Annotated in this window: 19 protein-coding genes; 8 read left to right on the top strand and 11 right to left on the bottom strand. The window is 44.1% G+C overall.

Features of this window, described 5'->3' with window-relative positions:
- Positions 1-53: 53 nt before the first annotated feature.
- Positions 54-845: a hypothetical protein gene (locus tag AAA943_RS12570; protein ID WP_338224606.1), complete on the bottom strand. Its 792-nt coding sequence runs from the start codon at positions 843-845 to the stop codon at positions 54-56.
- Positions 846-1,043: 198 nt separating this feature from the next.
- On the opposite strand from AAA943_RS12570, the gene AAA943_RS12565 reads away from it, so the two are divergent.
- The 4 genes from AAA943_RS12565 to pfkA all read left to right on the top strand — a co-directional run bounded on the left by AAA943_RS12565 (position 1,044) and on the right by pfkA (position 4,195).
- On the top strand, positions 1,044-2,168 hold the full coding sequence (locus AAA943_RS12565; protein ID WP_338224605.1) for a pyridoxal phosphate-dependent aminotransferase: 1,125 nt from the start codon (positions 1,044-1,046) through the stop codon (positions 2,166-2,168).
- Entirely contained in the window at positions 2,168-2,716 is a 549-nt protein-coding gene (locus tag AAA943_RS12560) for a GNAT family N-acetyltransferase (protein WP_338224604.1), read from the top strand. The genes AAA943_RS12565 and AAA943_RS12560 overlap by 1 nt, the downstream gene beginning before the upstream one ends.
- A gap of 122 nt (positions 2,717-2,838) precedes the next feature.
- The gene (locus AAA943_RS12555; RefSeq protein WP_338218989.1) at positions 2,839-3,219 is read left to right on the top strand and encodes a methylglyoxal synthase; all 381 of its coding nucleotides are present in this window, start codon (positions 2,839-2,841) and stop codon (positions 3,217-3,219) included.
- Entirely contained in the window at positions 3,209-4,195 is a 987-nt protein-coding gene (pfkA, locus tag AAA943_RS12550; protein WP_338224603.1) for a 6-phosphofructokinase, read from the top strand. Before AAA943_RS12555 ends, pfkA begins: the two co-directional genes overlap by 11 nt.
- Before the next feature lie 39 nt (positions 4,196-4,234).
- On the opposite strand, the gene AAA943_RS12545 is transcribed toward pfkA, so the two are convergent.
- From AAA943_RS12545 to AAA943_RS12530, 4 genes are all read right to left on the bottom strand, one after another.
- Complete coding sequence (locus AAA943_RS12545; RefSeq protein ID WP_338224602.1) at positions 4,235-5,785, bottom strand: alpha-amylase family glycosyl hydrolase; 1,551 nt, start codon at positions 5,783-5,785, stop codon at positions 4,235-4,237.
- Positions 5,786-5,850: 65 nt separating this feature from the next.
- On the bottom strand, positions 5,851-6,912 hold the full coding sequence (gene fbaA / locus AAA943_RS12540) for a class II fructose-bisphosphate aldolase (protein ID WP_338224601.1): 1,062 nt from the start codon (positions 6,910-6,912) through the stop codon (positions 5,851-5,853).
- An 18-nt stretch (positions 6,913-6,930) separates the two neighbouring features.
- Positions 6,931-9,729 carry an alpha-amylase family glycosyl hydrolase gene (locus AAA943_RS12535; protein ID WP_338224600.1) on the bottom strand — a complete coding sequence of 933 codons (2,799 nt, stop codon included), beginning with the start codon at positions 9,727-9,729 and terminating at the stop codon, positions 6,931-6,933.
- Positions 9,730-9,823: 94 nt separating this feature from the next.
- Positions 9,824-10,861, bottom strand: a complete 1,038-nt coding sequence (locus AAA943_RS12530; RefSeq protein ID WP_338224599.1) for a SusE domain-containing protein — start codon at positions 10,859-10,861, stop codon at positions 9,824-9,826.
- Between the two features lie 333 nt (positions 10,862-11,194).
- Here AAA943_RS12530 and AAA943_RS12525 point away from each other — a divergent pair, with 333 nt between their 5' ends.
- The 4 genes from AAA943_RS12525 to AAA943_RS12510 all read left to right on the top strand — a co-directional run bounded on the left by AAA943_RS12525 (position 11,195) and on the right by AAA943_RS12510 (position 17,131).
- On the top strand, positions 11,195-12,223 hold the full coding sequence (locus AAA943_RS12525; RefSeq protein WP_338224598.1) for a LacI family DNA-binding transcriptional regulator: 1,029 nt from the start codon (positions 11,195-11,197) through the stop codon (positions 12,221-12,223).
- A gap of 182 nt (positions 12,224-12,405) precedes the next feature.
- On the top strand, positions 12,406-14,844 hold the full coding sequence (locus AAA943_RS12520) for a glycoside hydrolase family 31 protein (protein WP_338224597.1): 2,439 nt from the start codon (positions 12,406-12,408) through the stop codon (positions 14,842-14,844).
- Between the two features lie 22 nt (positions 14,845-14,866).
- Positions 14,867-16,192 (top strand): MFS transporter, encoded by a 1,326-nt coding sequence (locus tag AAA943_RS12515; protein ID WP_338224596.1) that lies wholly within the window; start codon positions 14,867-14,869, stop codon positions 16,190-16,192.
- A 66-nt stretch (positions 16,193-16,258) separates the two neighbouring features.
- Positions 16,259-17,131, top strand: a complete 873-nt coding sequence (locus AAA943_RS12510; RefSeq protein WP_338224595.1) for a type 2 periplasmic-binding domain-containing protein — start codon at positions 16,259-16,261, stop codon at positions 17,129-17,131.
- On the opposite strand, the gene AAA943_RS12505 is transcribed toward AAA943_RS12510, so the two are convergent.
- The 6 genes from AAA943_RS12505 to dnaG all read right to left on the bottom strand — a co-directional run bounded on the left by AAA943_RS12505 (position 17,087) and on the right by dnaG (position 24,795).
- On the bottom strand, positions 17,087-19,048 hold the full coding sequence (locus tag AAA943_RS12505; protein WP_338224594.1) for a tetratricopeptide repeat-containing sensor histidine kinase: 1,962 nt from the start codon (positions 19,046-19,048) through the stop codon (positions 17,087-17,089). The genes AAA943_RS12510 and AAA943_RS12505 overlap by 45 nt on opposite strands.
- A gap of 89 nt (positions 19,049-19,137) precedes the next feature.
- Entirely contained in the window at positions 19,138-19,917 is a 780-nt protein-coding gene (gene surE, locus AAA943_RS12500) for a 5'/3'-nucleotidase SurE (protein ID WP_338224593.1), read from the bottom strand.
- Between the two features lie 4 nt (positions 19,918-19,921).
- Positions 19,922-20,569, bottom strand: coding sequence for a hypothetical protein (locus tag AAA943_RS12495; RefSeq protein WP_338224592.1), 648 nt, complete (start codon positions 20,567-20,569; stop codon positions 19,922-19,924).
- A 271-nt stretch (positions 20,570-20,840) separates the two neighbouring features.
- Entirely contained in the window at positions 20,841-21,476 is a 636-nt protein-coding gene (locus tag AAA943_RS12490; RefSeq protein ID WP_338224591.1) for a hypothetical protein, read from the bottom strand.
- A gap of 85 nt (positions 21,477-21,561) precedes the next feature.
- Complete coding sequence (locus tag AAA943_RS12485; RefSeq protein ID WP_338224590.1) at positions 21,562-22,773, bottom strand: bifunctional 3,4-dihydroxy-2-butanone-4-phosphate synthase/GTP cyclohydrolase II; 1,212 nt, start codon at positions 22,771-22,773, stop codon at positions 21,562-21,564.
- An 81-nt stretch (positions 22,774-22,854) separates the two neighbouring features.
- Positions 22,855-24,795, bottom strand: coding sequence for a DNA primase (dnaG, locus tag AAA943_RS12480; RefSeq protein ID WP_338224589.1), 1,941 nt, complete (start codon positions 24,793-24,795; stop codon positions 22,855-22,857).
- Positions 24,796-24,934: the final 139 nt, after the last annotated feature.

Genomic DNA, 24,934 nt, shown 5'->3' with positions numbered 1-24,934 from the left:
GCAAACAAAAAAAGGCCTCAAATGAGGCCCTTTAGCGCGAGTCGACCGGACTGCTATCTAACTACATTTTCCAAGGTGGCAAGGTAAATCCATTTTTGATCCCGAGAACTAAGCCCCTCATTGACTGCTTTTCGCTGGGCATCAGTTTGATTCATATCTTCATAGGCCTGTGCATTAAAAAACTGCATGTAATCCTTGTAAAGATTTACAGTAAGGTGGGTAGAGGAGGCCTCCGAGCCCAAAGGTAAAGCAGATCTGAGAAAGCTCCAATGTCCCATCAATCCACGGTCAATTCTGTTTTGGTGAATAGGTTTAAAAACCTCTATCTCCGCCTTTTCATAATCTCCAAACCTTCCTTCTACCGCTTTCATCAGGTCAAAAGAAGCCAAAACTCCTTGTTTAAACTGAAATTGATCCTCTGTGGCAGCGAGTACCTTCATGTACAATCTCATGGGGAGTTCACGCATCGTCAAGGATTGCTGAAACAACTGCCTCACCTGGACATCGGAAAGGTGAGGATAGGCGATTTTGGTGTATTGGATCATTTCCTCATCGGCGATTCCATTCATCATTTTGACTGGGTCATTGAAATAGGTCACCATGATGTACTGAAAATCTCCTCCGTCAGCCCCGTTTTGAAGAGACCAAAAATCCCACCCGTTTATCATTTTGTCATTGAAAGCCTGCCGGTAAACCTTTTCAAGAAGGTCCTTAAATTCGATGTAATCAAAGAGTTGGTCTTTTTCAACTTTGATAAAATCGAACACCATGTATTGAGTCTGTTGAGCGCGAGTCGTAGCCGCCCAAAGCAACCCAACAACCAAGAGCATGAGTAACTTTTTCATATTTCGAGGGGTTAAGGGTTTATTGTGCTAGAGATAATTTAAAAATTAATTCGGTAAAAAAGGAAATTTCAGAATAAAAATATTTTTTCTTGGATTTTTACCATAAAAATAGAATGTAAATAAAGTATTGCCAAAAATGTAATTTTTCTAACATCCTTGGCAAAAGCTTAGTATTTTGCCAATCAAAACCAGAAAACCATGAAAGAAATATCAAGAAGAGCATGGCTGAAATCAGCCTCTTTGGGAAGTGGGTTGGCACTCTTGGGAGCTTCAGGGATTGCCTCCTCTCTAAGTGCAGAGGAAATCCGCAAGTTTAACCCAAGGCCTCTGGCCGGCCCTATTCGACTTGGCTCCAATGAAAATCCTTATGGTCCTTCCGAAAAAATGAGGCAGGCGATGATCGGCGCATTCGAAAATGGATGCCGCTATCCCTGGTCTTACAACGGCAATCTGGTCAAGATGATTGCTGAAAAAGAAGGAGTCCCGGAAAACTACATTGTCCCTGTGGCCGGCTCTACCGAAGGGCTGAAAGTTGCGGGAATTACTTTTGGACGGGGAGGAGAAATCATCACCTGTGCACCTACTTTCCTATCGATGATGGAATATGCCGAGCTTTGGGGAACTGAAATCAATTGGGTACCTCTCGATAAAGACTTAGACTTTGATCTGGAGGAAATTGAAAAAAGAGTCTCCCATGAAACCCGCTTGGTATTCTTATGCAATCCCAACAATCCCACTGGAAAGCTCCTGCCGGCTCAACGAGTCCTAGACTTCTGCGAGACGGTGAGCAAGCGGGCGGTGGTGTTTAGTGATGAAGCCTACTACGACTACATCACAGAGCCCAATTATCCCTCAATGGTAGAATTGGTGAAAAAGGGACACGATGTAGTTGTATCCCGCACCCTTTCCAAAGTGTATGGTTTGGCAGGAATCCGGTTGGGATACCTGATTGCCAGGCCAGAATTAGCAGCGAAACTCAAGGATAGGGTAGTAGCCAACACCAACATCATGGCCATCGAGGCAGGCAAAGCGGCTCTTTTGGATTCAGAATTCTATCAGTTTTCTCTTCAAAAAAACAAAGAAGCGAAATCCTTAATCACTCAAACTCTGGACGACTTAAAGCTGCCCTATTTGGAGTCACATGCCAATTTTGTCTTTTTTCAGTCGGGCAGAGACATCGCAGAACTGAATAAAACCATGGCTCAAAAAGGATTCGTCATCGGACGCCCTTTCCCTCCACTCAACGATTGGTGCAGAATCTCCACCGGGACGATCGAAGAGGTGACCCTTTACAATCAGGCAATCAGGGAAGTATTGGGCTGATGGTACCCCGCGATTTGATTTTGGAAAATGAAAAAGTCCTGCTTCGTCCTATGACCAGGCAGGACTTTCCTTTGCTTCAGGAAATCACTTTACCTGCCAGCATGTGGACCTATTTCACACATGACCTCAGTATCCCTGAGGATTTTGAGGCTTGGGCTAAACCTCATTTTGCAGAGGAAAGACTTCAATTTGTGGTTTTGGATAAAGAGAAAAATCGGGTAGCCGGAGCCACTGCATTTGGAAGTTTTTCGCCAAGAGACAGTAGATTGGAAATCGGCTGGACTTGGCTGGGAAAATCATTCCATGGCAGCGGAATCAATCGGGAAATGAAAGGCTTGATGTTGGATTATTGTTTTGACACCTTGGATTTGGAGCGGGTGGAGATCAAAACTGATGTGCTGAATCAGTCGGCAAGAAAGGCATTGATCAAGCTGGGAGCCAAGGAAGAAGGAATTTTGCGCAGCCATACCCAAATGATTTTAGGAAGGCGTAGGGATACTATTTATTATAGCTTTTTGAAAGGAGAATGGCCAAGAGAGAATCGATAAGGAAACAATTTGTTTGGATTTTTACTTTTGAAATGGAATTAGAAAAGAAGCATTAATCTTTTCTGAAAACATTGAAAAATGGAATTTTCCCTAACTTTGACCCGTACCTATTACCCCTGTTTATGAAAATCGCTCTCATTGCCCATGATGGCAAAAAAGCTGACATGGTTCACTTTTTAAGCGGATTTCGCGAGGCACTGCATAGTGCTGAAATTGACTTGGTAGCTACGGGCACCACTGGAAAGCACATCGAAAAGGCAGGATTTGAAGTAAATCGACTCCTTTCCGGACCAATGGGCGGGGATGCCCAAATCGCCGCCATGGCAGCAGAAAAGCAGTTGGCCGCAGTGATCTTTTTCCGTGATCCCTTGGATAAGCACCCCCATGAACCTGATGTTCAGATGCTCATGCGGATATGTGATGTACACAATATCCCTTTGGCCACAAACCCTGCTTCAGCAGAGCTGATGTTTAAAGCCTTAACACAAACCTATGGAACTTAAAAGTATAAAAAAGATAGGCGTTCTGACTTCAGGAGGTGATGCTCCGGGGATGAATGCCGCTATTCGTGCTGCCGTCAGAGCAGGATTTTATTACGGATTGGAAATGTACGGGATCTACCGAGGCTACGAAGGGATGATCCAAAACGATATCAAAAAGCTGGATTCCAAGAATATCACCCATGTTTTGGAGCGGGGAGGAACTTTCCTCAAGTCAGCCAGAAGCGATGAATTCCGAACCAAGGAAGGCAGAAAAAAGGCTTACGAAAATCTGAAAAGTCATGGGATCGATGCCTTGGTGGTAATCGGAGGTGACGGTTCCCTGACTGGTGCACATTTGTTCTATCAGGAATACGGAATACCTGCAGTAGGGCTTCCTGGCACCATCGACAATGACCTCTCTGGTACAGATTCCACGATTGGATTTGATACGGCTTGTAACACAGCGATCGAGGCCATTGATAAAATCAGAGATACTGCTACTTCCCATGATCGACTGTTCTTTGTAGAAGTAATGGGCAGAGATGCTGGATTTATTGCAATCAATGCAGGTATTGGAAGTGCTGCGGCTTCTATCTTGATCCCTGAGCGAAAAACTCCGGTAGAGGCTCTGGTGGAAAAGCTAAAATCACGAACCAAGGCTCGAAAAACCTCCAATATTGTGATCGTTGCTGAAGGGGGAAAGAGTGGTTCTGCCCAGGAAATTGCCGATAAGGTCAAGAAACACCTTCCCTACTACGACATCAAGGTGACCATTTTGGGTCACTTGCAAAGGGGTGGGTCTCCCACCTCCTTTGATCGGCTTCTTGCATCCAAGCTAGGTGTGGCAGCTGTCGAAGGATTAATGCAAGGCAAGTACGATGTGATGGCAGGCTTAATCAATAACAAATTGGTCTACACTCCGATAGTAAAGGCGGTCGTTGGAGACAAAGAAGTGGATGAGGAGGACTTGAGAGTCGCTAATATCCTATCAACATAAAAAAAAGAGGCAAAAGCCTCTTTTTTTTATGTTGATATTCTACTTCAAGTAGACCCTAGAAGCATTCGCTCCGAGAGTCAGCTTTCCGGATACATTTACTCCATCTCCCAATCCAAAAATCACCTCCTTGTACCCTTCAGGCAAAGTAATCCCAACTTGCTCTTTGCCCAGATTGTGCACTACAAAAATCTCCTGTCCAGCTGTTTTTCGGAAATAGGCCATTACGCTGGGTGCAAAACCGGACTCCGGAAGTTCCAGCTGACCCAAAGCCAAAGCTGGGTGAGAATTCCGAAGCCCAATCAATTCCTTGTAGTGATTGAAATAGCTTTTGGAATCGTTCAGCTGCAAAGCAAGAGGAGTTACGGTTTCATCTATGGAATACTTGGACTCAATCCAACTTGCACGACCGGTGTCTTTCTCCTTGGAATCCCAAAGAAAAGGCTCACGAATGTGCTCATCCGGCTTCAGTCCCAACATTCCGATTTCTTCCCCATAATACAAATAAGGAGCACCGGGCATGGTAAGTAGGATGGCACTTGCTTGTTTGTATTTGGCAGGGTCGGATTTTAGGTCATTGAGCAGGCGTGGCTGATCATGATTGGAGGAGAAGGTTGCATCAATAAAGCTTGGAGTAATCCCCTGATAAAAATCCAAAACCTCCTTTTGCTTTTCGGCCAACAGCGTCCCGTTTTCCGTGTTTAAGGCTTCAATGAGCGTATAGTGAAAGTCAAAATTAAACAGGGCCGGAAGTCCGGGAAGGTAAGGAGCCACAATCTCCTTTTTGTCATACACCTCTCCTACCAAATACACATCCGGCTTGATGGCCTCCATTTTTGACCGGAACTCTTTCCAAAACTCATGATTATCCAGCGGACGATCATCCGGGAAAATATGCTTGGCTGCATCCAGCCTGAATCCATCCACGCCCACTTCTTCCAGCCAAAATCGGCCGATGTCATAAATCTCTTCACGAACCTTGGGATTGTCAAAATTCAGATCGGGCATTCCTCCCCAGAAAAACCCATAATAGTAATCTTCACCCAGTCCCGAATCGTGCCACTGTCGAATGTTGTCTGAATCAAGGGTAATGACTTTTTTGTCCAAGAAAGCAGCAATCGTGTCCTTTTGTGCCCATACATAGTAATCCCGGTAAGGATTGTTTCTTCCTGATTTACTCTCCTGAAACCAAGGATGCTCGGTAGAGGTATGGTTGATAATCATGTCAATCACGATCTTGATATCCCGCTTGTGGGCCTCTTCCAATAGCCTTTTAAAATCATCCATCGTGCCATAGTCCGGATGTACCGCTTTGTAGTCTGTCACATCATACTTGTGATAGGTCGGAGAAGGCATAATCGGCATAAACCAAATGGCATTGGCCCCTAAGTCCTTCACATAATCCAGCTTTTGAGTAACTCCATTGAAATCACCGATTCCGTCTCCGTTGGAATCGTAAAAGGACTGAACAAAAATCTCATAGGTGACACCAGCCTGAGGCCAGTAATTTTTGACTTCTGGAGCTTCCTTTTTTTCGCAGGCAAAAAGTGCTGTTAGACTCAAGAGAGAAAGGGTTAATAAGGGTTTTTTCATAGTAAGATGAGTAAAAGAAAAAGTCACTTGTAGCAAGTGACTTTTTCACAGAATTCTAAGATTGATTAGTTTCTATTGATCGCATTGAGCATATCAAAAGCCAACTCCAGTCTCTTCACGAAGTTCTCTTCACCTTTTCTAAGCCAAGCTCTTGGATCATAGTACTTCTTATTTGGAGAATCTGGTCCTTCAGGATTACCCAATTGGCTTTGAAGATAGCCTTCATTTTTCTTGTAATAATTGAGAATTCCTTCCCAAGTAGCCCACTGCATATCGGTATCGATATTCATCTTGATGGAGCCGTAGCTATTCGCCTCACGGATTTCCTCGACAGATGAACCAGAACCACCATGGAATACAAAATTCAAAGGCTTTCCGGTGGTGCCAAAGTTCTTGTTGATATACTCTTGAGAGTTTTTCAGAATAATCGGCTTCAAGCTCACATTTCCCGGTTTGTACACCCCGTGTACATTTCCAAAAGCGGCCGCAATGGTGAACAGATCACTGATTTTCTTCAGATGCTCGTAGGCATAGGCTACTTCCTCAGGCTGAGTGTAAAGCTTGGAGGAGTCCACGTCGGAATTGTCCACTCCGTCTTCTTCTCCGCCAGTCACCCCAAGTTCGATCTCGATCGCCATTTCCAATTTGGCCAACTTCTCGAAGTACTTGCAGGAAATCTCCACGTTTTCGTGCAAAGGCTCTTCAGATAAGTCAAGCATATGCGAGCTGAACAAAGGCTTTTTATGGGTAGCATAGTAAGCCTGACCGGCTTCCAAAAGTCCATCAATCCAAGGCAATAGTTTCAAAGCAGCATGGTCCGTATGCAAAATCACCGGCACACCATAGGCTTCAGCCATTTGGTGCACGTGGTGAGCCCCGGAGATTCCACCGGCAATACTTGCCTGCTGCTTGTCATTGGGAAGGCTTTTTCCTGCAAAAAACTGAGCGCCTCCGTTAGAAAATTGAATAATGACGGGAGAGTTTACCTTTTTCGCTGTTTCCAATACGGCATTGACTGAGTTGGTGCCGATTACATTGACAGCTGGAAAAGCGAATTCGTTCTCTTTAGCATAAGCATAAAGGTCTCTTAGCTCATTCCCGAACTTTACTCCAGGCTTAAATTTCATAATTTGAGATAGGTTAGGTTAATTTTTTATGAAGCGTTTGTGCAACACGCGTTTGGTATCAAACGCCTCAAAGATATAAATCCCTGCCTTAATTCCCTTTAGATCAAAGTCTAAAATACGCTCATTCGGGGAGGTTTGTCCATCAAAAAGAACCCTTCCGGCCATATCCACCACACGGTAATTGGCCTGTATCATGTCTTTGGGCAGCTCCACGGTAATCGAATTTTGAGATGGAACAGGATAAATTTTAAAATCCCCATTGGTAATTGGCTCCGGAACTGAAGTCACAAAATCCTCTTGCAAAATTCCCTCTTCCGGCTTTGGAAGCGGCTGATCGGTAAAGAGGTAAAACTCATTCGGCCTTAGCCCAAGAGTCACCTGAGGTGTGGTTACATTCAGCTCTTCGCCGGTGAAATAGTTGTACCATTTCCCTTGTTTTGGAAACTGGATCTGCGCATTTCCTACAGTCACTCCGTCAAAATTCCCAAACAGAAACACATCCATTTCCGGATGATCCAGATAGATCTGTTTTAGAGTTGGACCAAGATTAAGGCTTGCCTGAGTTGGATTGTTAAACACCGGATAGGTCTTTTTCAGCTTGATCATTTCTCGATACAGCTTATATAAGCGCTGTCTTTCCGGATCATCCAGATAGTTCCATCGGGTAGGTTTGATTCCCAATCGGTCATTATTCAGCTCGAGGTCATATCCAAACTCACCAAACTGCCAGAGCATTTTCGGCCCAGGAATCGCAAAATAGAAAGCAGTCATGATCTGATTCCTATTGACCGCATTTTCCAAAACCCGGAGGTTGATCGGGCTGGTATTTCCAAAGCTCAAGGATTCCCACATGACTCTTTCTTCGTCGTGAGACTCCTGATAAGCTATCAGATTGCTTCTATTCCAGCCCCTTTGTTTGTAATAAGCCCACTCCATATTGTCATTGGAGCCTTTGGCCAGATTCCGGGAGGTTCCGTTCATATTTCCCCAAAACATCATCCCGTAATTTGCCAGTTCTGTTTCCTCAGAATTATCCGACAAGTGCTCCAAAATGACATAGGCCTCCGGATGATTGGCTTTGATGCGGTCGTAAATATTTTTCCAAATAGCCACCCGGCTTGGGTCATATTGGGACCATATCCCTACATTACTGCCACTATTGACTTGAGTGAAGCCTTTAGACAAGTCAAACCGGAATCCGTCAAATTTGTATTCGGTCAGCCAATAATTATTTACCGAATCGACAAAGGCCTTGGTGTAGGTACTTTCGTGATTGAAGTCATAGCCCACATTGAAGGGGTGAGTCGCTTCTCTGTTGAACCATGGATTATCAGGTGTAGGTGCGCCATAATCCCCATCATTATAGAGTCGAACCATGGGATTTTGACCAAAGGCGTGGTTCAACACCATATCCAAAATCACCACCATTCCTCGCCCATGAGCTTCATCGATGAGTCGCTTGAGGTCATTTTTGGTTCCGTAGTATTTGTCCGGAGCGAAAAAGAAGGATGGGTTGTATCCCCAAGAAAGGTTCCCTTCAAACTCTCCAATTGGCATCAGCTCGATGGCATTGATTCCCAAATCCTCCAGATAATCCAATCGGTCAATTACGGCATTGTAGGTTCTCCTTTCGTCAAAATCCCTTACAAGCAGCTCATACACGACCAGTTCTTCCGGAGCAGGACGATCATAGTTTAGGTTTTTCCAAGCATACTTGTCCTGAGCCGTTTGAAGATAAGTAGCCTGAAACTCGGTTTTGCCTGCCGGATAAGGCATTAATCCCGGATATCTACCTTGATCAATGATCTCCTGATCATTGAATGGATCTGAGGTTTTATCAGCGTATGGATCCCCAATTCGGATAGTTCCGTCTACCAGATATTGAAAAATGTATTCTTTTTTCGGCACCAGATTCTCCAGTTTCAGCCAAAAAATCTCTCCATCAGGAGTGACTTTCATTTGATACTCATTTCGGATTTGCCAGTCATTGAAATCACCGATCACATGGACGATATTCTTTCCTGGTGCCTGAAGGGCTAAAATAACTTCAGTATCCGAGAGGTAGTTTATTCCAAGTCGAGACCCAGCAGGTAATGGGGCGGTGGCTGAAGGAGCGAAAACTACAATATTGACAGATTCCGTATCGGATTGATCTCCTTTTACTGCTTTGGCTGTCAACTGATAATTTCCAGGAGCAGTAGCTGAAAAGGTATAGGCAATCTCATCAGCGTTTTTGGCCTCAGCCACTTTGACTCCATCTAATTCAAAACTCAAGTCTGCAGCCTCGGTTGAAGCCGCTTTAAATTCAAAGGATTCTCCGACATTCAGCGCCAAATTTGAGGAGTTGGGATTGGTAAAGGCCACAGAAAACCCCTGAGCCAAGTCCACAAAAATATCTCCATTGGTACTGTTTTTTCCTTCCCTAGTCCCATCCGCATTTCGGAAAACCATGCCTAAGCGGTATATCGTCAACCCGTTAGGGTTGTCAAAAAATTCATTCGGAGTCAATTCGTAAGTGTATAGATTAGCCTGACCTTCTACCCTTTCCATTTTTGCATCCGGATTAGCTGTACCCCACTGAAAGGGAACAATGGTCCAAGTAGTAGAAGCTGGACCTCCTGTCACTGCACCGATATGGATGTAGACATCGCAATTGCAATCTCTCAGTCCGGAAGTTCCTTGGGTAGCGTCGTAAATAATTTTTACTGAAGCTCCTGCATTGGGGACTGCTGGCTCTGTGGAAACCTGAGCAAGTAGACTTCCTGTGAAAAACAGAAGAAAAAAGCTGCTAAAAATGAAGGAATAGAAAGATTTCATGGTTGGGATTGGAATAAATAACCGGCTTTCAGATTCTAGGATCCAAAAGCCGGTCATAAGTTATGAGTAAGCGTGATTAATACCTAAACTTAAATTAGTTTTTGGTTAATGTATAGGTAGCAATTCCTTCTGGTCCGAAATAAAGCGTGATGGTGTAGTTTCCAGCTTCACCGATAGCAATATTGTCACCACCGGCTTCCAACTCACCATTGGATCCGCCATAATTAAAATCCCAGTTGTTGTTAGCCCTGAATTTGAAAGCTCCCACTTTCAGATCAGCAGTGATTTTCAGCTGATTGGTGGCCTTGTCAAATACATTCATCGGAGTGTCGGTATCCCAGCCTCCAGCTGTGGCATCACCCACGATTCCCCATCTTCTTACTGGACCGATGGTGTAGGTTTTTGCAGTCAGATCCACGTTGAGTTCGTAAGACCCATCAGCGTTTACTTTGAGGTTTTGACCATTCAAGTCCAGGGTGCCATTTCCTCCATCATCTCCATAATTGATATCCCAACTGTTGGTCTCATTGACTTTGAACTCTCTGGTACCACCAATGATGTGCACAATCCCTTTGAACTTGTTGTCAAAATTCTCAGAGTAGATCACTGTCATTTCATTGGTAGGATCCCAACCCTGATAGTCTCCCGGCACATACATCACCGGAAAAGTGGTAGTGGCATCGTATGGAGTGACGGAAAGAGTGGATGTTTCCCCGAAAATCGGGCTCAAGGGAAGATTGATGGAAGAGCGAACTCTGAATTCCACATTGGCGGCAACTTCTGCAGCCAAACCTTTGGCAAGAATCGCTTCGTTAAGTTCAGCCACATTTACCTCGATGATATTGGATTTGGATTCTCCCAAGTTGACTGCAGCTGCAAAATTCGCACCCGGAAGATCCATCTGCAAGGTGTTGGTAACCTCTCCTTCAGCACCAAAATCCGCAGCAGATACAGTGAAAGAAATCACCGCTTCATCGGCGCCTTCTTTTTCAAGAATAAGTGAAGATCCTCCTGCCGGATCGGTCAATTGAGCACCTGTCTGTGGAATCACAGGTGGGAATTCATAGTTGTCACAAGCCCAAAGCATTGGGATTACTGCAACTACCCAACTTAATTGTCTAGCTACTTTCATAATTCTGAGTTTGATTGTTTTACTTTGAATAATACCATTTTGTATTCCGAAAAGCCAAAGTTGAACTTCACCGAAGACCTCTTGTAAGTTTGTTTTCGAAATCAATGCGAGAATTTAAATTCTGACTCGAGAACTTGCAATAGGTGAAAATCCATCTACTAATTTTTTTTTTATGCAGACGTTTGCGGTATCGATTGCATTCATCAAGTTTTTTGGAAACGATTCTTTTATTTTTTCTATTTTGAGAAAAATACCATTAAATCGATTGCGAAAACCCAACTTAGGGGCAGAATAGGATCAAGAAACCCAAAACACCAAAAAGTACAATTTTTTATGAAATTAGAACAAGCTACCATCAAGGATATAGCCAGAGAACTGAATGTCTCCTCTTCTACGGTATCCAGGGCACTAAAAGACTATCCGGGCATAAGTGATGAGACCAAGAGAAAAGTCAAGGAATTGGCCGAAAAGATGAATTACCGTCCCAACGCCATAGCGCTTTCTCTGAGAAAAAGTCGATCATTTACCATTGGGGTCATTATTCCTGAAGTGGTTCATTTCTTTTTCTCCACGGTAATCAGCGGAATTGAGGAAGTCGCCTACTCCAGAGGGTACAAAGTCATCCTCACCCAAACCAATGAGATGATTGCCAGGGAGAAGTCCAGTGTCCAAACCATGATGGATAATCAGATTGATGGTATTTTGGTTAGTTTTTCTAAGGAAACCACAGATTTTGATCATTTTAAAAATCTCCTGGATAAGGGTTTTCCCATTGTCTTTTTTGATCGGATACCCAATATAGAAAACACCGTAAACGTGGTTGTGGATGACTATAGTGGGGCCTATGAAGCTACTAAACACCTCCTGCAGCAGGGATACCGACGCATTGTCCACCTGGCAGGACCTTCCAACCTGAAAATAGCACAGGAGCGGCACAGGGGCTACAGAAACGCCCTTCAAGATCATGGAATTGACTATAATCCTCAGTGGGTCGTAGAGTGCACACAAGGCACAGATGATGAAGGTCAAAAAATCACCGCTGAAATTCTCAGGACCTTTAGTGAAACTCCAGATGCTTTTTTTGCCAATAATGACATGGCGGCAGTAGGAGCCATGCTTGCCTGCAAGGCTGCTGGAATGCGGGTGCCAGAGGATATCGGAATTGTGGGATTTAGCAATTGGCAATTCTGCTCCATGATCGACCCTACCCTGTCCTCTGTGGCCCAGCCTGGTTTCAAAATGGGAGCAACCGCTACCGAAATCCTTTTGGATCTCGTAGAAAAGAAGAAATCCTCTGAGGAATTCTTGGATTCTGTCATGCTGGATACCGAGCTTTTGGTCAGAAAATCATCGGTTCGGTGAGTGAATTGATTTTTTTTAAAGAATTTAAAGGGAAAATTGCAAACGTTTGAATAGGCCAAATCTTTTCAATTTGGGCGTTTGCATCGTTTAAATGGGTATTTCCTTCTTCGATGGTTGATTTTTATCCTAGTTTTTACTTTCTATTTTAGCAAGGTTTCTTTAGGTATTTTAGGCTTTTACCCATGTCCAGCACCTTACGCTCTCTCAGTACATCAAGAAAATCTGTACGCAGTCAACCTTTTGGTCCAGTATTGGATTGGAATCTGGAAAATTCCCAACTTGAGGGAAGAAATGATCAGGCTCAATTTAGACTGACGATTTACCAACCGGGTATTGTCCGGGTGCAGATCAGTCGATTTGAGCAGTTTCATTCCAATCCCTACTCGGTAGTCGCTCAACCTTCTGCTCCAGAGTTCAGCTTGGTTGAGCATGAGCATTCGCTGGAAATCCACACCCCTTTACTTCAGATCAAGGTCAATCTTGAATCCTTCCAATTGGGTTTCTTCACTACAGAAGGTACTTTGCTCAATGAAGATGATCCCTTGTCTGTGTCTTGGATTGGGTCAGAAGTCACCTGCTACAAGCAAGTACAAAAAAATGAGAAGTTTGTCGGACTAGGTGAAAAGACAGGGAATCTGGATCGTTCAGGGAAAGCCTACACGCACTGGAACACCGATTATTTTGCTTACGGGGTAGGTGATGATCCGCTATACATGAGTATCCCATTTTATATAGGCACCCATGATAATGGGGCTTACGGGATATTTTTGGATAATACGCACAAAAGCGTATTCAATTTTGGAGCCTCCACCAACCGTTTCGTCTATTTCAGTGCCGAAGATGGAGACTTAGACTATTACTTCATTTATCAATCGGATATTAAGGGAATCATCCAATCTTATACCGAGCTCACAGGAAGGATGCAATTGCCTCCAAAATGGGCCTTGGGATTTCAGCAGTGTCGCTATTCCTACTATCCGGATTCGGAAGTGTATGCAGTAGCTCAAGGATTCAGAGACAAAAAAATGCCTGCCGATGTAATCTACCTGGATATCCACCACATGGAGGCGTATAAGGTATTTACTTTTGACGGAGTAAAATTCTCAGATCCAAAATCCATGATTGCAGCCCTCAAAGCCAAGGGATTTAAAGTGGTAGTCATTATGGACCCAGGGATAAAAACTGAAAAGGGGTATTTGCCTTACGATGAAGGCTTGGAAAAAGACCTTTTTGTCAAATATCCAGACGGAAAAACCTATGAAGCCCAAGTATGGCCAGGCTGGTGTGCCTTTCCGGATTTCACTTTAGAAGAAACCCGAAAGTGGTGGGCTGAAAAGATGGCCTTCTATACCGAAGCAGGGGTAGATGGCTTCTGGACAGACATGAATGAACCTGCCTCTTGGGGCCAATTCACTCCCAATTTGATCGAATTTGCCTTTGAAGGAAGGACTACTTCCCACCGGGAAGCCCGCAATGTATACGGAATGCAAATGGCAAGGAGCGCCCAGGAAGGAAGTCTTTTTCAAAACCCGGCAAAAAGACCGTTTGTCCTTACCCGATCCGGTTTTGCAGGAATCCAGCGTTATGCAGCCGCTTGGACTGGAGATAATGTGGCCTCTGAAGAGCACATGATGGCGGGTATCCGTTTGGTCAATAGCTTGGGAATGAGTGGGGTATCTTTTGCAGGATATGACGTGGGAGGATTTGCCGGTGAAGCCACCCAGTCCTTGTTTGCCCGCTGGATGAGTATTGGAGCTTTTTCACCCTTTTACCGAGCCCACTCCATGATCAACAGCAATGATGCAGAGCCTTGGGCTTTCGGAGAGGAAACAGAAGAAATCAGTAGAAATTACATGAAGCTGAGATACAGACTCTTACCCACTATCTACAGCAAGTTCTACTTGAGTTCAAAAACTGGTCTACCCCTGGCAGAAAGCTTGGCAGTGCAGTTTGCTCAGGATGAGAAAATCTTTCATTCAGCATTCCAAAACCAATATCTATTTTGCGATTCTTTTTTGGTAGCACCGGTAGAAAGCAACAAAGAAATCACGAAAGTCCTTCTTCCTCAAGGGGATTGGTACTACCTCTATTCCGATAAGCAGCATCTCGGTGAGCAGACGATTTATCAGGATTGCCCATTGAATTACCTCCCTGTGTACGTTCAGGGAGGAAGTGTCTTTGCCATGCAGTCTCAAATAGAACACAGCGGTGAAGCGCATGACGGGGTTTTGGAACTCCATGTCTATCATGGATCTTCGGGATCGAACTATTTCCATTATGAAGACGAGGGGGAAGGATATGCCTATCAGAATGGGGAGTATTTCTCCAGAACTATTTCTTTTGATCCAGGAAAGGGAAAACTGACGTTCTCCTCAGCAGAAGGGACATTTCCCAGTGAGTTCAAACGCCTTCGGGTTTTTTTCCATGGCTTCAAATCCACCTCAGTGGAGCTGTCCGGTGAGCAGCACTCTCTCCAGAAAAAAAACTATGCCTTTTTGTCCAGATTGACGGAATTTGACCCTCTTCCTGAACACCACCATCCTTACTTTGAGATCAAACAGCTTCCGTATTTGGAACTGGATCATCTTTCTGATTCCTTCGAAATTACCGGACTCACCTAATCCTATCCCACCAACCACCCAAATGACCGAACACAAAAAACGCCTGAGTTTTTGGCAAATCTGGAACATGAGTTTTGGATTTCTGGGAATTCAGTTTGGATTTGCCTTGCAAGGAGGCTTTATGTCCCGAATCTTCCAAACACTCGGTGCAGACAAGGACACCATCCCTTTCCTTTGGATAGCAGCCCCATTGACTGGTCTCTTGGTTCAGCCTATAGTGGGGTATCTGAGCGATCGGACTTGGCATCCCAAATTTGGTCGTAGAAAACCCTTTTTCTTCATCGGTGCGGTACTTAGTACTGTGGCTTTATTTTTTGCCCCCTACTCTTCTGCCCTTTGGATGGCTGCAGGAGCCTTGTGGATTCTGGATGCTTCCATCAATATCTCTATGGAGCCTTTCCGTGCATTGGTGGCAGACAAGCTTCCTGATTCCCAACGGTCTTACGGCTTTGTGGTCCAGACTCTGATTATCGGCATCGGCACTTGGGTAGCTTCCAACTTACCTTGGCTGATGACCCAATTGGGAGTACCCAATACTGCCGCGGCAGGAGTAGTTCCAGATTCGGTCAAGTATGCGTTTGGAATCGGGGCTTTAGTTTTGTTTACCTCCATTCTCTACACCATTCTGACCACAGAAGAGTATCCACCGGAGGATTTGGAGGAGTTTGAAAAGGAAAAAGCTGCCAATACAGGCTTTTTACACGGCTTCAAGGAGATCTTCACCAACATCTCCAGCATGCCCAAAGTAATGAAGCAGCTGGGTCTGGTTCAGTTTTTTTCTTGGTTTGCCTTCTTTACCATGTGGAGTTTTGCCACTCCGGCCATTACCGAGCATGTCTTTGGAGCCACAGATACCAGTTCGGCAGCCTACAATGATGCCGCAGACAGTGTGGGAAATTACCTGGGCACCTATGGCTTGGTTTCTATGTTTTATGCACTCATTTTGGCATTTGTGGCTTCAAAAATAAAAATCAACCGGCGCCTACTTCATTTGCTGAGTCTCATAGCAGGTGGCTTTGGCTTTATTCTGATTTACTTTATCGATGAGCCTTGGATGCTGCATATTTGCTTCTCTTTGGTAGGAATCGCATGGGCAAGCATTCTATCCATGCCCTATGCCATGCTTTCCAGTTCGGTCAATCCCAAGAAAATGGGCGTATATATGGGGATCTTCAACATGTTCATTGTGATTCCCCAAATTGTGGCGGCCTTGGGTGGAGTCAATTTTCTTTACAAATTGATCTTTGGAGAGGCTGTGATCAATACCATGCTACTGGCAGGAACGCTGCTTATTCTGGCAGGATTGTGCAATCTTTTTATCACCGATCCAAAAGCGACGCACGATTGAAGAAATTTATTGAATTGTAAATTGCAAAAGCCGGTTTTTCGAAACCGGCTTTTTACTTTTACTTCCATGAAGACATTCCGAATTGTTGGAGTACCCGAACACTTTAATTTTCCTTTTCGACTTTTAGCTCAAAGGCAACCCTTGGAATCGGAAGGTATCCATATCCAATGGACCGAAGAATCCAAAGGATCGGGCCAAATGAGCAAATATCTTCGGGAGGAAGAAGTGGAAATGGCTCTTTTACTCACGGAGAGCTTCTTTACGGAGGTTCAGGGGGGTAATCCGATCAGCATGGTGGGAATTCATGTGCTTAGCCCTTTGGTGTGGGGAATCCATGTAAAGCCTGATTTTCAGTTTCAGACTCTTTCTGAAATACAAGATCCTCATTTCTTGATCAGCCGGCTGGGCTCTGGGTCTCATTTGATGGCAAAAGTCCTTGCTGAACAAGCCAAGTGGAATCCAGCAACCTTAACTTATGAGCAGATTGGCAATTTGGATGGGGCTAAAGCAGCTTTTTCTGCTGGAAACGAGGGACTATTTCTTTGGGAAAAATACACCACTTCTCCAGAGGTGAAAAAAAACACTATGAAAAGAATAGGTGAGGTGGAAAGCCCTTGGCCCTGTTTTGTTATGGCTACTTCAGAAAATTGCCGGATCCAATTCCCCGGGATTGCGGAAAAGGTAAGGAATGAAGTTTACAATCTGGTGGGAGAAATATCAGCTTTGGAAAAGCTAAACGAAGTACTTTCTAAGGAATACCAATTGGATCAGCAGGATGTGGATTCCTGGCTCTCGCAAACCCAATGGTGCCAAAAACCGATAATCAGCCTTTCCCAAATGGAAAAAATTCAGGAGAAAATGATTCATTTTGGAATTTTGACAAAAAAAATTCACCTAAACGAGTTTCTTCTGGCCAACGGAATCGACTTCTTGGAGTAGTGGGACTGGCAGCTTTATACAAACTTTCGTGCCGTGACCCAATTGGCTTTCTATGGAGATCTCTCCGTTGTTCCTTTTGATGAATTCTTTTACGAGCTGGAGGCCGAGTCCCGAGCCTTTTTCTTTTTGAGTACCAGGCTGGGATTTGGTCAAGGTGTAGTTTTCCGAGAGTAGTTTTTCCAGTTGCGTCTTTTCTATTCCGACTCCCTGATCCAAAATATACAGATTGACCCAGCCCCTATCTTTTTCTGTGTAAATAGTAATTGCATCTCCCGGGTTGGAAAATTTTATCGCGTTGCTAATGATATTCCTGATGGAAACTTCCACGGATTCAGGTTCTCCGTAAACAGAAATGTTAGCTCCGGTCTGATTGAATATGACCAAGTTTTTCTTTTTGATTGAATACTGGAGCAGAGCGAGGACGTTTTGAATAATCGGATTCAAATCAAACTCCACAGATTTGATTTCAAAACCTTCTAATTGAGCCACGGACCACTTAAGCGTATTGTTCAGTGTAAAATCTACCGTATCAATGTCATTTTTGAGGTAGCTTAAGAGCTCCATAAACTCTTCCTGGTCCAGTTGCCTTCGCATCATCAGGTCCATGACAGATTTGACTTGGCCGATTGGGCCTTTCAGGTCATGTCCCAAAATGGAAAAGAGCTTGTTTTTTGTTTCGTTGATCTGGGAAAGCTCCCTGGACTTGGACTCCAACTCTAAATTTTGTGATTCAGATTTCTGTTGCTGGATTAATAAATCAGTATGGGTCTTTTTCAAATTTCGGTGAAGGATAAACATCCACACACCTAAAATCAGAATCATCAAAGAGGCAATTCCTCCAATCAACATGTATCTGTTGTTCGCATGGATTCGATACTTCTGACTTTCATTTTGTGCCTTTAAAAGTTCGACCTGCTTGGTGGCCAAATCCTGGTCGAACATTCCCTGCATCAAAGCCAATCTGTCCCGGCCTGCCTTGCTGATCAGAGAGTCACTCAAGGTCTGATATGCAGAAAGATGAAAATAGGCCTGATTGATATTTCCTTTGGCTTGGTACACCTCAGCCAAATATTTGTGACTTTTCGTCAATTCGTCCAAAAATTGATTTTCTCTGCAAAAATCAACCGCATAGTTCAATAACGCTGTAGCTTTATTGATTTCTCCGTTTAAGAAATAGGCATTTCCCAATCGATGCAATACACCCGCTTCAAAGGATTTGACTTGCTGGACCCTAGCCATTTCCAGAGAGGTCTCATAAATGGTAGTGGCGGTATCATATTTCCCTTTTGCCATATACACATCCCCAATCACCCGGTTGGCAAAGGAGAGCAAATAAGGACTACCTGCACTTTCATTGATTGCAATGGACCGTTTGGCATAGTGCAAAGCCGAATCCTGCCTGCCACTTTGTGTAAAATTCAGGGCAATGTTATTCAAGCTTCTGATCTGAGTGCTGATATCCTTTACCTCAACAGCCAATTCAAACCCTTTGCGAAACTGCTCAATGGCCTTATCGTAATTTTGCTGCTCGTAGTACAGCGCTCCAAGGTTGTTCATGATTCGGGCTGCCTGAAGCTTGTCTTCTGCCAATAGCGCATAATCATAGGCTTTGGTGGAATGATCAAAAGATTTCTGCCATTGTCCTCTTCGGTAGTAAATCCAACCCAAATTCTCCAAAGCCCTGCTCTTGGCGGAGAAATCATCGACCAAGCTTGCCAATGAATCTGCCTCCAGAGAGTATCGAATAGCCAAATCTTGCTCCGATTCTCTCATCAGTGTTGCATTCTCATTGAGAAAATCATACCTCCCCTTGCCCTTCAACTGAGCAAGCAAAGCCTCCCTGTCTCCATTTTGTCCCAATACAGGCGCACTGAAGAAGGTCAGAATTGACAGGAAAAAAAAGAAAGTAAACTTCACTGGAGCGGGTTGATGCTATTGCGTGCGCAAAATAGCAAGATTCGGGAAAAGTTTATCCATCAATTGCAAAAGGCCTGTTGGAACTAAGCTTAGAATTGACTCCAGTCCCAATCTTTATTGATCTGAGAAATAGCATGATAAGCCGTTAGGTCATAGTGGCAAGGTACAATAGAGATGTAGTTGTTGGCAATGGCCCATTCGTCGTTGTCTTCTCCCTTGTCGAAATTAACGAAGTTTCCCGCCATCCAGAAATACTTCCTTCCAGTGGGGTCAAATCGCTCTGAGAACTCTTCTTGCCATTTGGCATCTGCCTGTCGGCATAGCTTTATCCCCCTGATCGATTCATTTCTTTTGGGAGGAAAATTGACATTCAAGGCCACTCCTTTGGCTATACCTTTTTCCAAAACTTGTTTTGCGATCTTTTCCACCCATTCTTCGACATGAGAAAAATCAGCTTTGGAAGAAAAGTCACAAAGGCTGAATCCAATCGAGGGATAGCCCTCAAGAGCTCCTTCTATGGCTGCTGACATGGTTCCTGAATAAAGCACCGAAATGGAGGTATTCGATCCATGATTGATTCCACTTACCACGAGGTCAGGACTCCGGTCTTTCAGTACATAGTGCTTAGCCAACTTCACACAGTCAGCAGGGGTACCACTTGACTTGTAAGCCAAAACATCTTCAAAGATTTCTTCTTCATACAATCTGAGTGTCTCTCCGATAGTAATAGCATGTCCCATTCCCGATTGGGGACTGTCCGGTGCCACCACGACGACGTCACCCAGTTTTTTCATTACGGAAACTAGGACACGGATCCCTTTGGAAGTGATCCCATCGTCATTGGAGACGAGAATAAGAGGTCTTGACATGAGCTTAATTCTGCAGTTCGTTATAATACGCGGTAATTCTAATCAAATCTCCGCGCTTGTCATGGTCTAGCCGGTTTTTTCTCATGAAAAGACTGATTTCATCATCATATCCAGGAAGCATAGTGAAGAGATCTTTCTTCTTGAGACTGTATCTTTGGACTTCAGTGTCTTTGAAAAAGTAATACTTAAAGGCAAGTCGATATCCTGTACTTGTCTTTAGCCCATTGGAAGGATTCATTCCAATTACCCCTTTGGTCCCTTCGTTTCGGTAGTGGGTAGCAATGTATTCTCTACACAAAAGGGCAATATCATCCCCCTCAGTTAAGATTTCGAAGAAAACCGAAGTTTCATTATCCCCATTTTCACTGTAGGGAATGCTGTAAAAGCTTCTTAGCTTTTTATCGGTTTCGTTTTGGATTTCAAAATGAGAGACCGTGAAGGCTGTAAAGGTTGAGATGGTCTCGGTTTGTAATTGAACCAAATTGTGATCCAAATCATATTTTACCCTACCTGAATAAATCTGTCCATCTGTGCAGTAGATTTTGCCTTGGTACCATCTATCAGAAGGAAAATGATTTTGTGCAAGCAAAGGAAGTGCTCCCACTAACAATAAATACAGAATTAATGCTGCTTTGAATAAGGATTCTTTCATACTTGACATTCCGATTATTTATAGATAAATGGGAGTTTCCCCACCTACCTTGCTTGCCTACTTCTAAAACTAAATTAATTTAAAAAAAAGATTTTAGCCCATTTCGTTTATTTTCTTTACTACTACCTTGAGCATTACTTTTAGAAGCGGGTTTGACCGGTCCTTTCTGTGAAATCGATAAACCTTACCCAACTACCCTCACATTGGAGGAGGATTATGGATAAGTACCCCTTCCGTCATTTGAGATAGAATTTAGGAGCACTTATAGCGCTTAATTCTGCAGTTCGTTGTAATACGCGGTAATTCGGAGCAAATCTCCACGTTTGTCATGCTCCAGCCGGTTTTTTCTCATAAAGAGGCTAATTTCATCATCATAGCCGGGAAGCATGGTGAACAAATCTTTCTTTTTCAAACTGTAGCGCTGGATTTTTCCATTTTTCAAAAAGTAGTAATTAAAGGCTAATCGATAGCCGGTCATCATAGGAGGTCCCCAAAAAGGATTCATCGACATTGGGCCCCAATTGTTCATCCCCCGGTTATCCGTGGCGATATACTCTCTACAAAGCAAGGCAATATTTTCTCCTTGGGTAAGCACCTCAAAGAAGATGGGGGTTTCGTACTCCCCATTCAATGCATAAGGAAGGCTGTAAAATTTCCGTATTCCCCCGTAAATCTCGTCATAGATTTCAAAATTGGACACATTGGAAGCGGTAAACGTACTTACTGCATCTGCCTGCAGCTGGACTACATTGTTGTCTAAATCGTACTTGATCAAGCCCGAATATCCTTGTCCGTCAGTCAGAAATACATTGCCCTTGTGCCAAATTTGAGAAGGGAATTGATTTTGGGAAATCGCTTCTCCTGATATGATGAACAAAAGCAAAAATCCAATAAGTGCCTTTTTCATACTATTCTTCATTTCTATTCCTAAACGTGGCTTAAAGTTCTCGGGTTTTTTATTCTTTTTCTTAGTTCAATCAACGTGCCCTGACTCACTTTAGGATGTTATGACCCAATTTATCTCTTTTTGTCGTCAAATACTTTTCATTGTGGGGGTTGGGTTTGATTTCAATGGGAACTTGTTCTACAATTTCCAACCCGTATCCAATCAACCCTACCCGTTTTTGAGGATTGTTGGAGATAAGCCGAATTTTACTGATACCCAAATCTCTCAATATCTGAGCGCCGACACCGTAGTCTCGACTGTCCATAGGAAAACCAAGAGCCAAATTAGCCTGCACGGTATCCATTCCCTGTTCTTGAAGTTTGTAAGCTTTTAGCTTATTGATCAAGCCAATGCCTCTTCCTTCCTGATTCATGTAAAGTACCACACCCTTCCCTTCTTCTTCCACTTGCTTCATGGCAGAATGGAGCTGAGGTCCACAGTCGCATCGACAAGAACCGAAAATATCTCCGGTGGCACAGGAAGAGTGGACCCTTACCAAAACCGGTTCATCTTTTTCCCATTCTCCTTTGATCAGGGCCATGTGAATCTCATCTGTGTTGGTCTGCTTGAAGGCAATCAAATCAAAATTCCCCCAGGCTGTGGGCATTTCTACTCCAATCTCCCGCTTGATCAGGGATTCATGCTTCAGGCGATAGGCAATGAGATCTTTGATTGACACCAACTTCAAACTGAATCGCTTGGAAACTTCAACCAAATCAGGAAGCCTGGCCATGGTGCCATCTTCATTCATGATCTCCACCAATACTCCCGCCGGAGCACAACCTGCCAATCGGGCCAGATCAATGGCGGCTTCTGTATGGCCCGCTCTGCGAAGGACTCCCCCTCTTTTGGCCTTTAAAGGAAAAATATGCCCAGGCTTGCCCAATTCACTGGGATGGATGGAATCATCGATCAAGGCCCGAATCGTCTTGGACCGGTCCGATGCAGAAATCCCCGTGGTGCAACCATGTCCGATCAAGTCCACCGAAACGGTGAAAGGGGTCTCAAAAGCAGCTGTATTATTACCCACCATCAACTCTAAACCCAGCTGCTCGCAGCGATCTTCGATCAGCGGAGCGCAAATCAGCCCACGTCCATGAGTAGCCATGAAATTGATGATTTCAGGCGTGACTTTTTCGGCAGCACAGATAAAATCACCTTCGTTTTCCCGATCTTCATCATCAACTACGATGATGACCTCCCCGTTTTTGATGGCTTGGATGGCCTCTTCGATGGGATCTAGTTGGAAGTTTTCCACTGGGTTTTGGATTAAATTTTGAATGACCAAAGGTAAAGCCTTTTCCTACGTAAAACCGAAGCCAACCAAAGAAAGTTTGGTTTAGCCAATGACTATTCCCAATTCTTTGTCAATTTCAAACTGGACCTTTTTCAACTCCATGAATACCTGAAGCAATTCTTGGATCTTTTCGGTGTCCTCACCTGACTGCTCACTTTCTTTGATTTTGCTTTTGGCTTCTTCAAGCATTTTCTTGACTAGCCTTCTTTTGAGTCGAAGTACATTTTTGAAAGCAGTGGAAGCCAAATCATCAGACTCCGTAGTGATAAAAATCTGGAATCGCTCATGCCAGTGTGTACTGATTTCATGACGGGGAGTGATGAGGTCAATGACTTCCTTTTTCATCTCCTCATCCGGATGACTGGTAAAAAATTCTATCCCCGGCACTTCTTGTTTTGCCAGAGTTTTTCTGAATTCGGCAAGGATCTTTTGGTAGAGAGGGGTTTGAAAATCGATTCCTTCAGTCTCAGAAAGCAAGTAGGCCGAAAGGTTGGTGCCTTCCTCATCCCCGAGTTTTTCTACTCCATAAAAAAGTAACAAACGAATCGTCTCTCGCTCCTGTAGGCTTAGCATGTCGTCTACCGATAGTGCTTGTTCCTTGATGGGAATCAGCTCTTCCAGTTTTTCATCTGCTTCTTTCTCCTCCTTATTTTTTTGATACAGCTCCTTTTGATGCTTGATCAAAGACTTATTGAGCTCAGCAAAAATAATCTCCTCCTCAATCTGCAAAAGTCCGGAGGCTTCCTTGGCATAAACTGACCGGATAATGGGGTCAGGTATCTTGCCTATACTCTGCACCACTTCCCGGATCACTTCAGCTTTTCGGATCGGGTCTTTGGCAATTTCGTCCTTGTATAAGCCGATTTTGAATCCAATGAAATCCCGACTGTTTTCTTTAAGGTAATCCTGAAACTGCTGAGAACCCACTTTTCTCGAATAGCTGTCCGGATCCTCCCCATAGGGAAATACCACTGCTTTGACATTTAATCCCCCCTCAAGCAATAAATCGATTCCCCGAAGTGAAGCCTTAATCCCGGCAGCATCTCCATCATACAGTACGGTAACATGACTGGTAAATCTGCGAATCAGCTTGATCTGCCCATCCGTAAGGGATGTCCCCGATGAGGCCACCACATTCTCTATGCCCGATAGGTGCATGGAAACCACGTCGGTGTAGCCTTCGACGAGATAGCAGTTATCCAAGTCCCGAATCGCCTTTTTGGCCTGAAAAATCCCATAAAGCACATCGCTTTTGTGATAGACCGGAGTTTCAGGGGAGTTGATGTACTTGGGTTGGTTTTTGTCTTTAGTCAGGATTCTTGCACCAAAGGCGATGGGCTTACCACTGATGTTGTGGATGGTAAAGGTGACCCGGCCCCTGAAGCGGTCATACAGCCGACTTGGATCTCCCTCTCTTTGCAAAATCAGCCCTGCTTTAAGCAGAATTTCTTCCTGAAAACCCGCTTTCTTAGCCGCATTGAGCAATAGGTCCCAACCATTGAGCGCATAGCCAAGATCAAACTTCTCGATTATCTGAGTGGTAAACCCCCTTTCCTTGAAATAGCTGAGTCCAATTGATCTCCCCTCCTCGGATTGGAGGTTTTTGACAAAAAAGTCCTTGGCAAAATTCATGGCTATCAACAGACTTTCTCTCTCGGTATGTTCCTGATTTTGCTCGGGAGTCAGTTTTTCGTCTTCCTCCACTTCAATCCCATATTTTCCCGCCAAGTGACGGATCGCCTCCTGAAATCCAATCCCTTCGATATCCATGACAAACTGAATGGGGTCACCGGCTTTCCCGCATCCAAAACATTTATAAATCTGCTTGGCAGGAGAGATGGAAAAAGACGGAGTTTTTTCTCCGTGAAAGGGACAGCAAGCCCAAAGATTCTGCCCTTTCTTCTTCAATTGGACATAATCTCCCACCACTTCCTCGATATCGACGCGGTCTTTGACTAAATCTGTGGTGTGCTTACTGATCATGAAAAAAGGGGAAACTCTTGAAATATTGAATAGGAAGTGATTCTGCCGGTGAAATTTAAGAACTATTCCCGGCCTTAGGTAGTTTGACAGGTAATGTTTGCCCAGGTTTTTCAAAGCGGCTTTCTTGCTGTACCTTGCG

The sequence above is a fragment of the Algoriphagus confluentis genome, from assembly GCF_036245625.1.
GTDB lineage: Bacteria > Bacteroidota > Bacteroidia > Cytophagales > Cyclobacteriaceae > Algoriphagus > Algoriphagus confluentis.
The sequence above is the reverse complement of the archived record's forward strand: the minus strand, read 5'-3'. Positions and strand labels throughout refer to the sequence as shown.

Bases quoted from the DNA above. Each gene is read 5' to 3' on its own strand.
- AAA943_RS12515 (WP_338224596.1), top strand. From the start codon at position 14,867: ATGACCGAACACAAAAAACGCCTGAGTTTTTGGCAAATCTGGAACATG.
- dnaG (WP_338224589.1), bottom strand. From the start codon at position 24,795: ATGATCAGTAAGCACACCACAGATTTAGTCAAAGACCGCGTCGATATC.
- AAA943_RS12490 (WP_338224591.1), bottom strand. From the start codon at position 21,476: ATGAAAAAGGCACTTATTGGATTTTTGCTTTTGTTCATCATATCAGGA.
- AAA943_RS12495 (WP_338224592.1), bottom strand. From the start codon at position 20,569: ATGAAAGAATCCTTATTCAAAGCAGCATTAATTCTGTATTTATTGTTA.
- AAA943_RS12545 (WP_338224602.1), bottom strand. From the start codon at position 5,785: ATGAAAAAACCCTTATTAACCCTTTCTCTCTTGAGTCTAACAGCACTT.
- AAA943_RS12525 (WP_338224598.1), top strand. From the start codon at position 11,195: ATGAAATTAGAACAAGCTACCATCAAGGATATAGCCAGAGAACTGAAT.
- AAA943_RS12555 (WP_338218989.1), top strand. From the start codon at position 2,839: ATGAAAATCGCTCTCATTGCCCATGATGGCAAAAAAGCTGACATGGTT.
- fbaA (WP_338224601.1), bottom strand. From the start codon at position 6,912: ATGAAATTTAAGCCTGGAGTAAAGTTCGGGAATGAGCTAAGAGACCTT.
- AAA943_RS12565 (WP_338224605.1), top strand. From the start codon at position 1,044: ATGAAAGAAATATCAAGAAGAGCATGGCTGAAATCAGCCTCTTTGGGA.
- AAA943_RS12570 (WP_338224606.1), bottom strand. From the start codon at position 845: ATGAAAAAGTTACTCATGCTCTTGGTTGTTGGGTTGCTTTGGGCGGCT.
- pfkA (WP_338224603.1), top strand. From the start codon at position 3,209: ATGGAACTTAAAAGTATAAAAAAGATAGGCGTTCTGACTTCAGGAGGT.
- AAA943_RS12520 (WP_338224597.1), top strand. From the start codon at position 12,406: ATGTCCAGCACCTTACGCTCTCTCAGTACATCAAGAAAATCTGTACGC.
- surE (WP_338224593.1), bottom strand. From the start codon at position 19,917: ATGTCAAGACCTCTTATTCTCGTCTCCAATGACGATGGGATCACTTCC.
- AAA943_RS12535 (WP_338224600.1), bottom strand. From the start codon at position 9,729: ATGAAATCTTTCTATTCCTTCATTTTTAGCAGCTTTTTTCTTCTGTTT.
- AAA943_RS12530 (WP_338224599.1), bottom strand. From the start codon at position 10,861: ATGAAAGTAGCTAGACAATTAAGTTGGGTAGTTGCAGTAATCCCAATG.
- AAA943_RS12560 (WP_338224604.1), top strand. From the start codon at position 2,168: ATGGTACCCCGCGATTTGATTTTGGAAAATGAAAAAGTCCTGCTTCGT.
- AAA943_RS12510 (WP_338224595.1), top strand. From the start codon at position 16,259: ATGAAGACATTCCGAATTGTTGGAGTACCCGAACACTTTAATTTTCCT.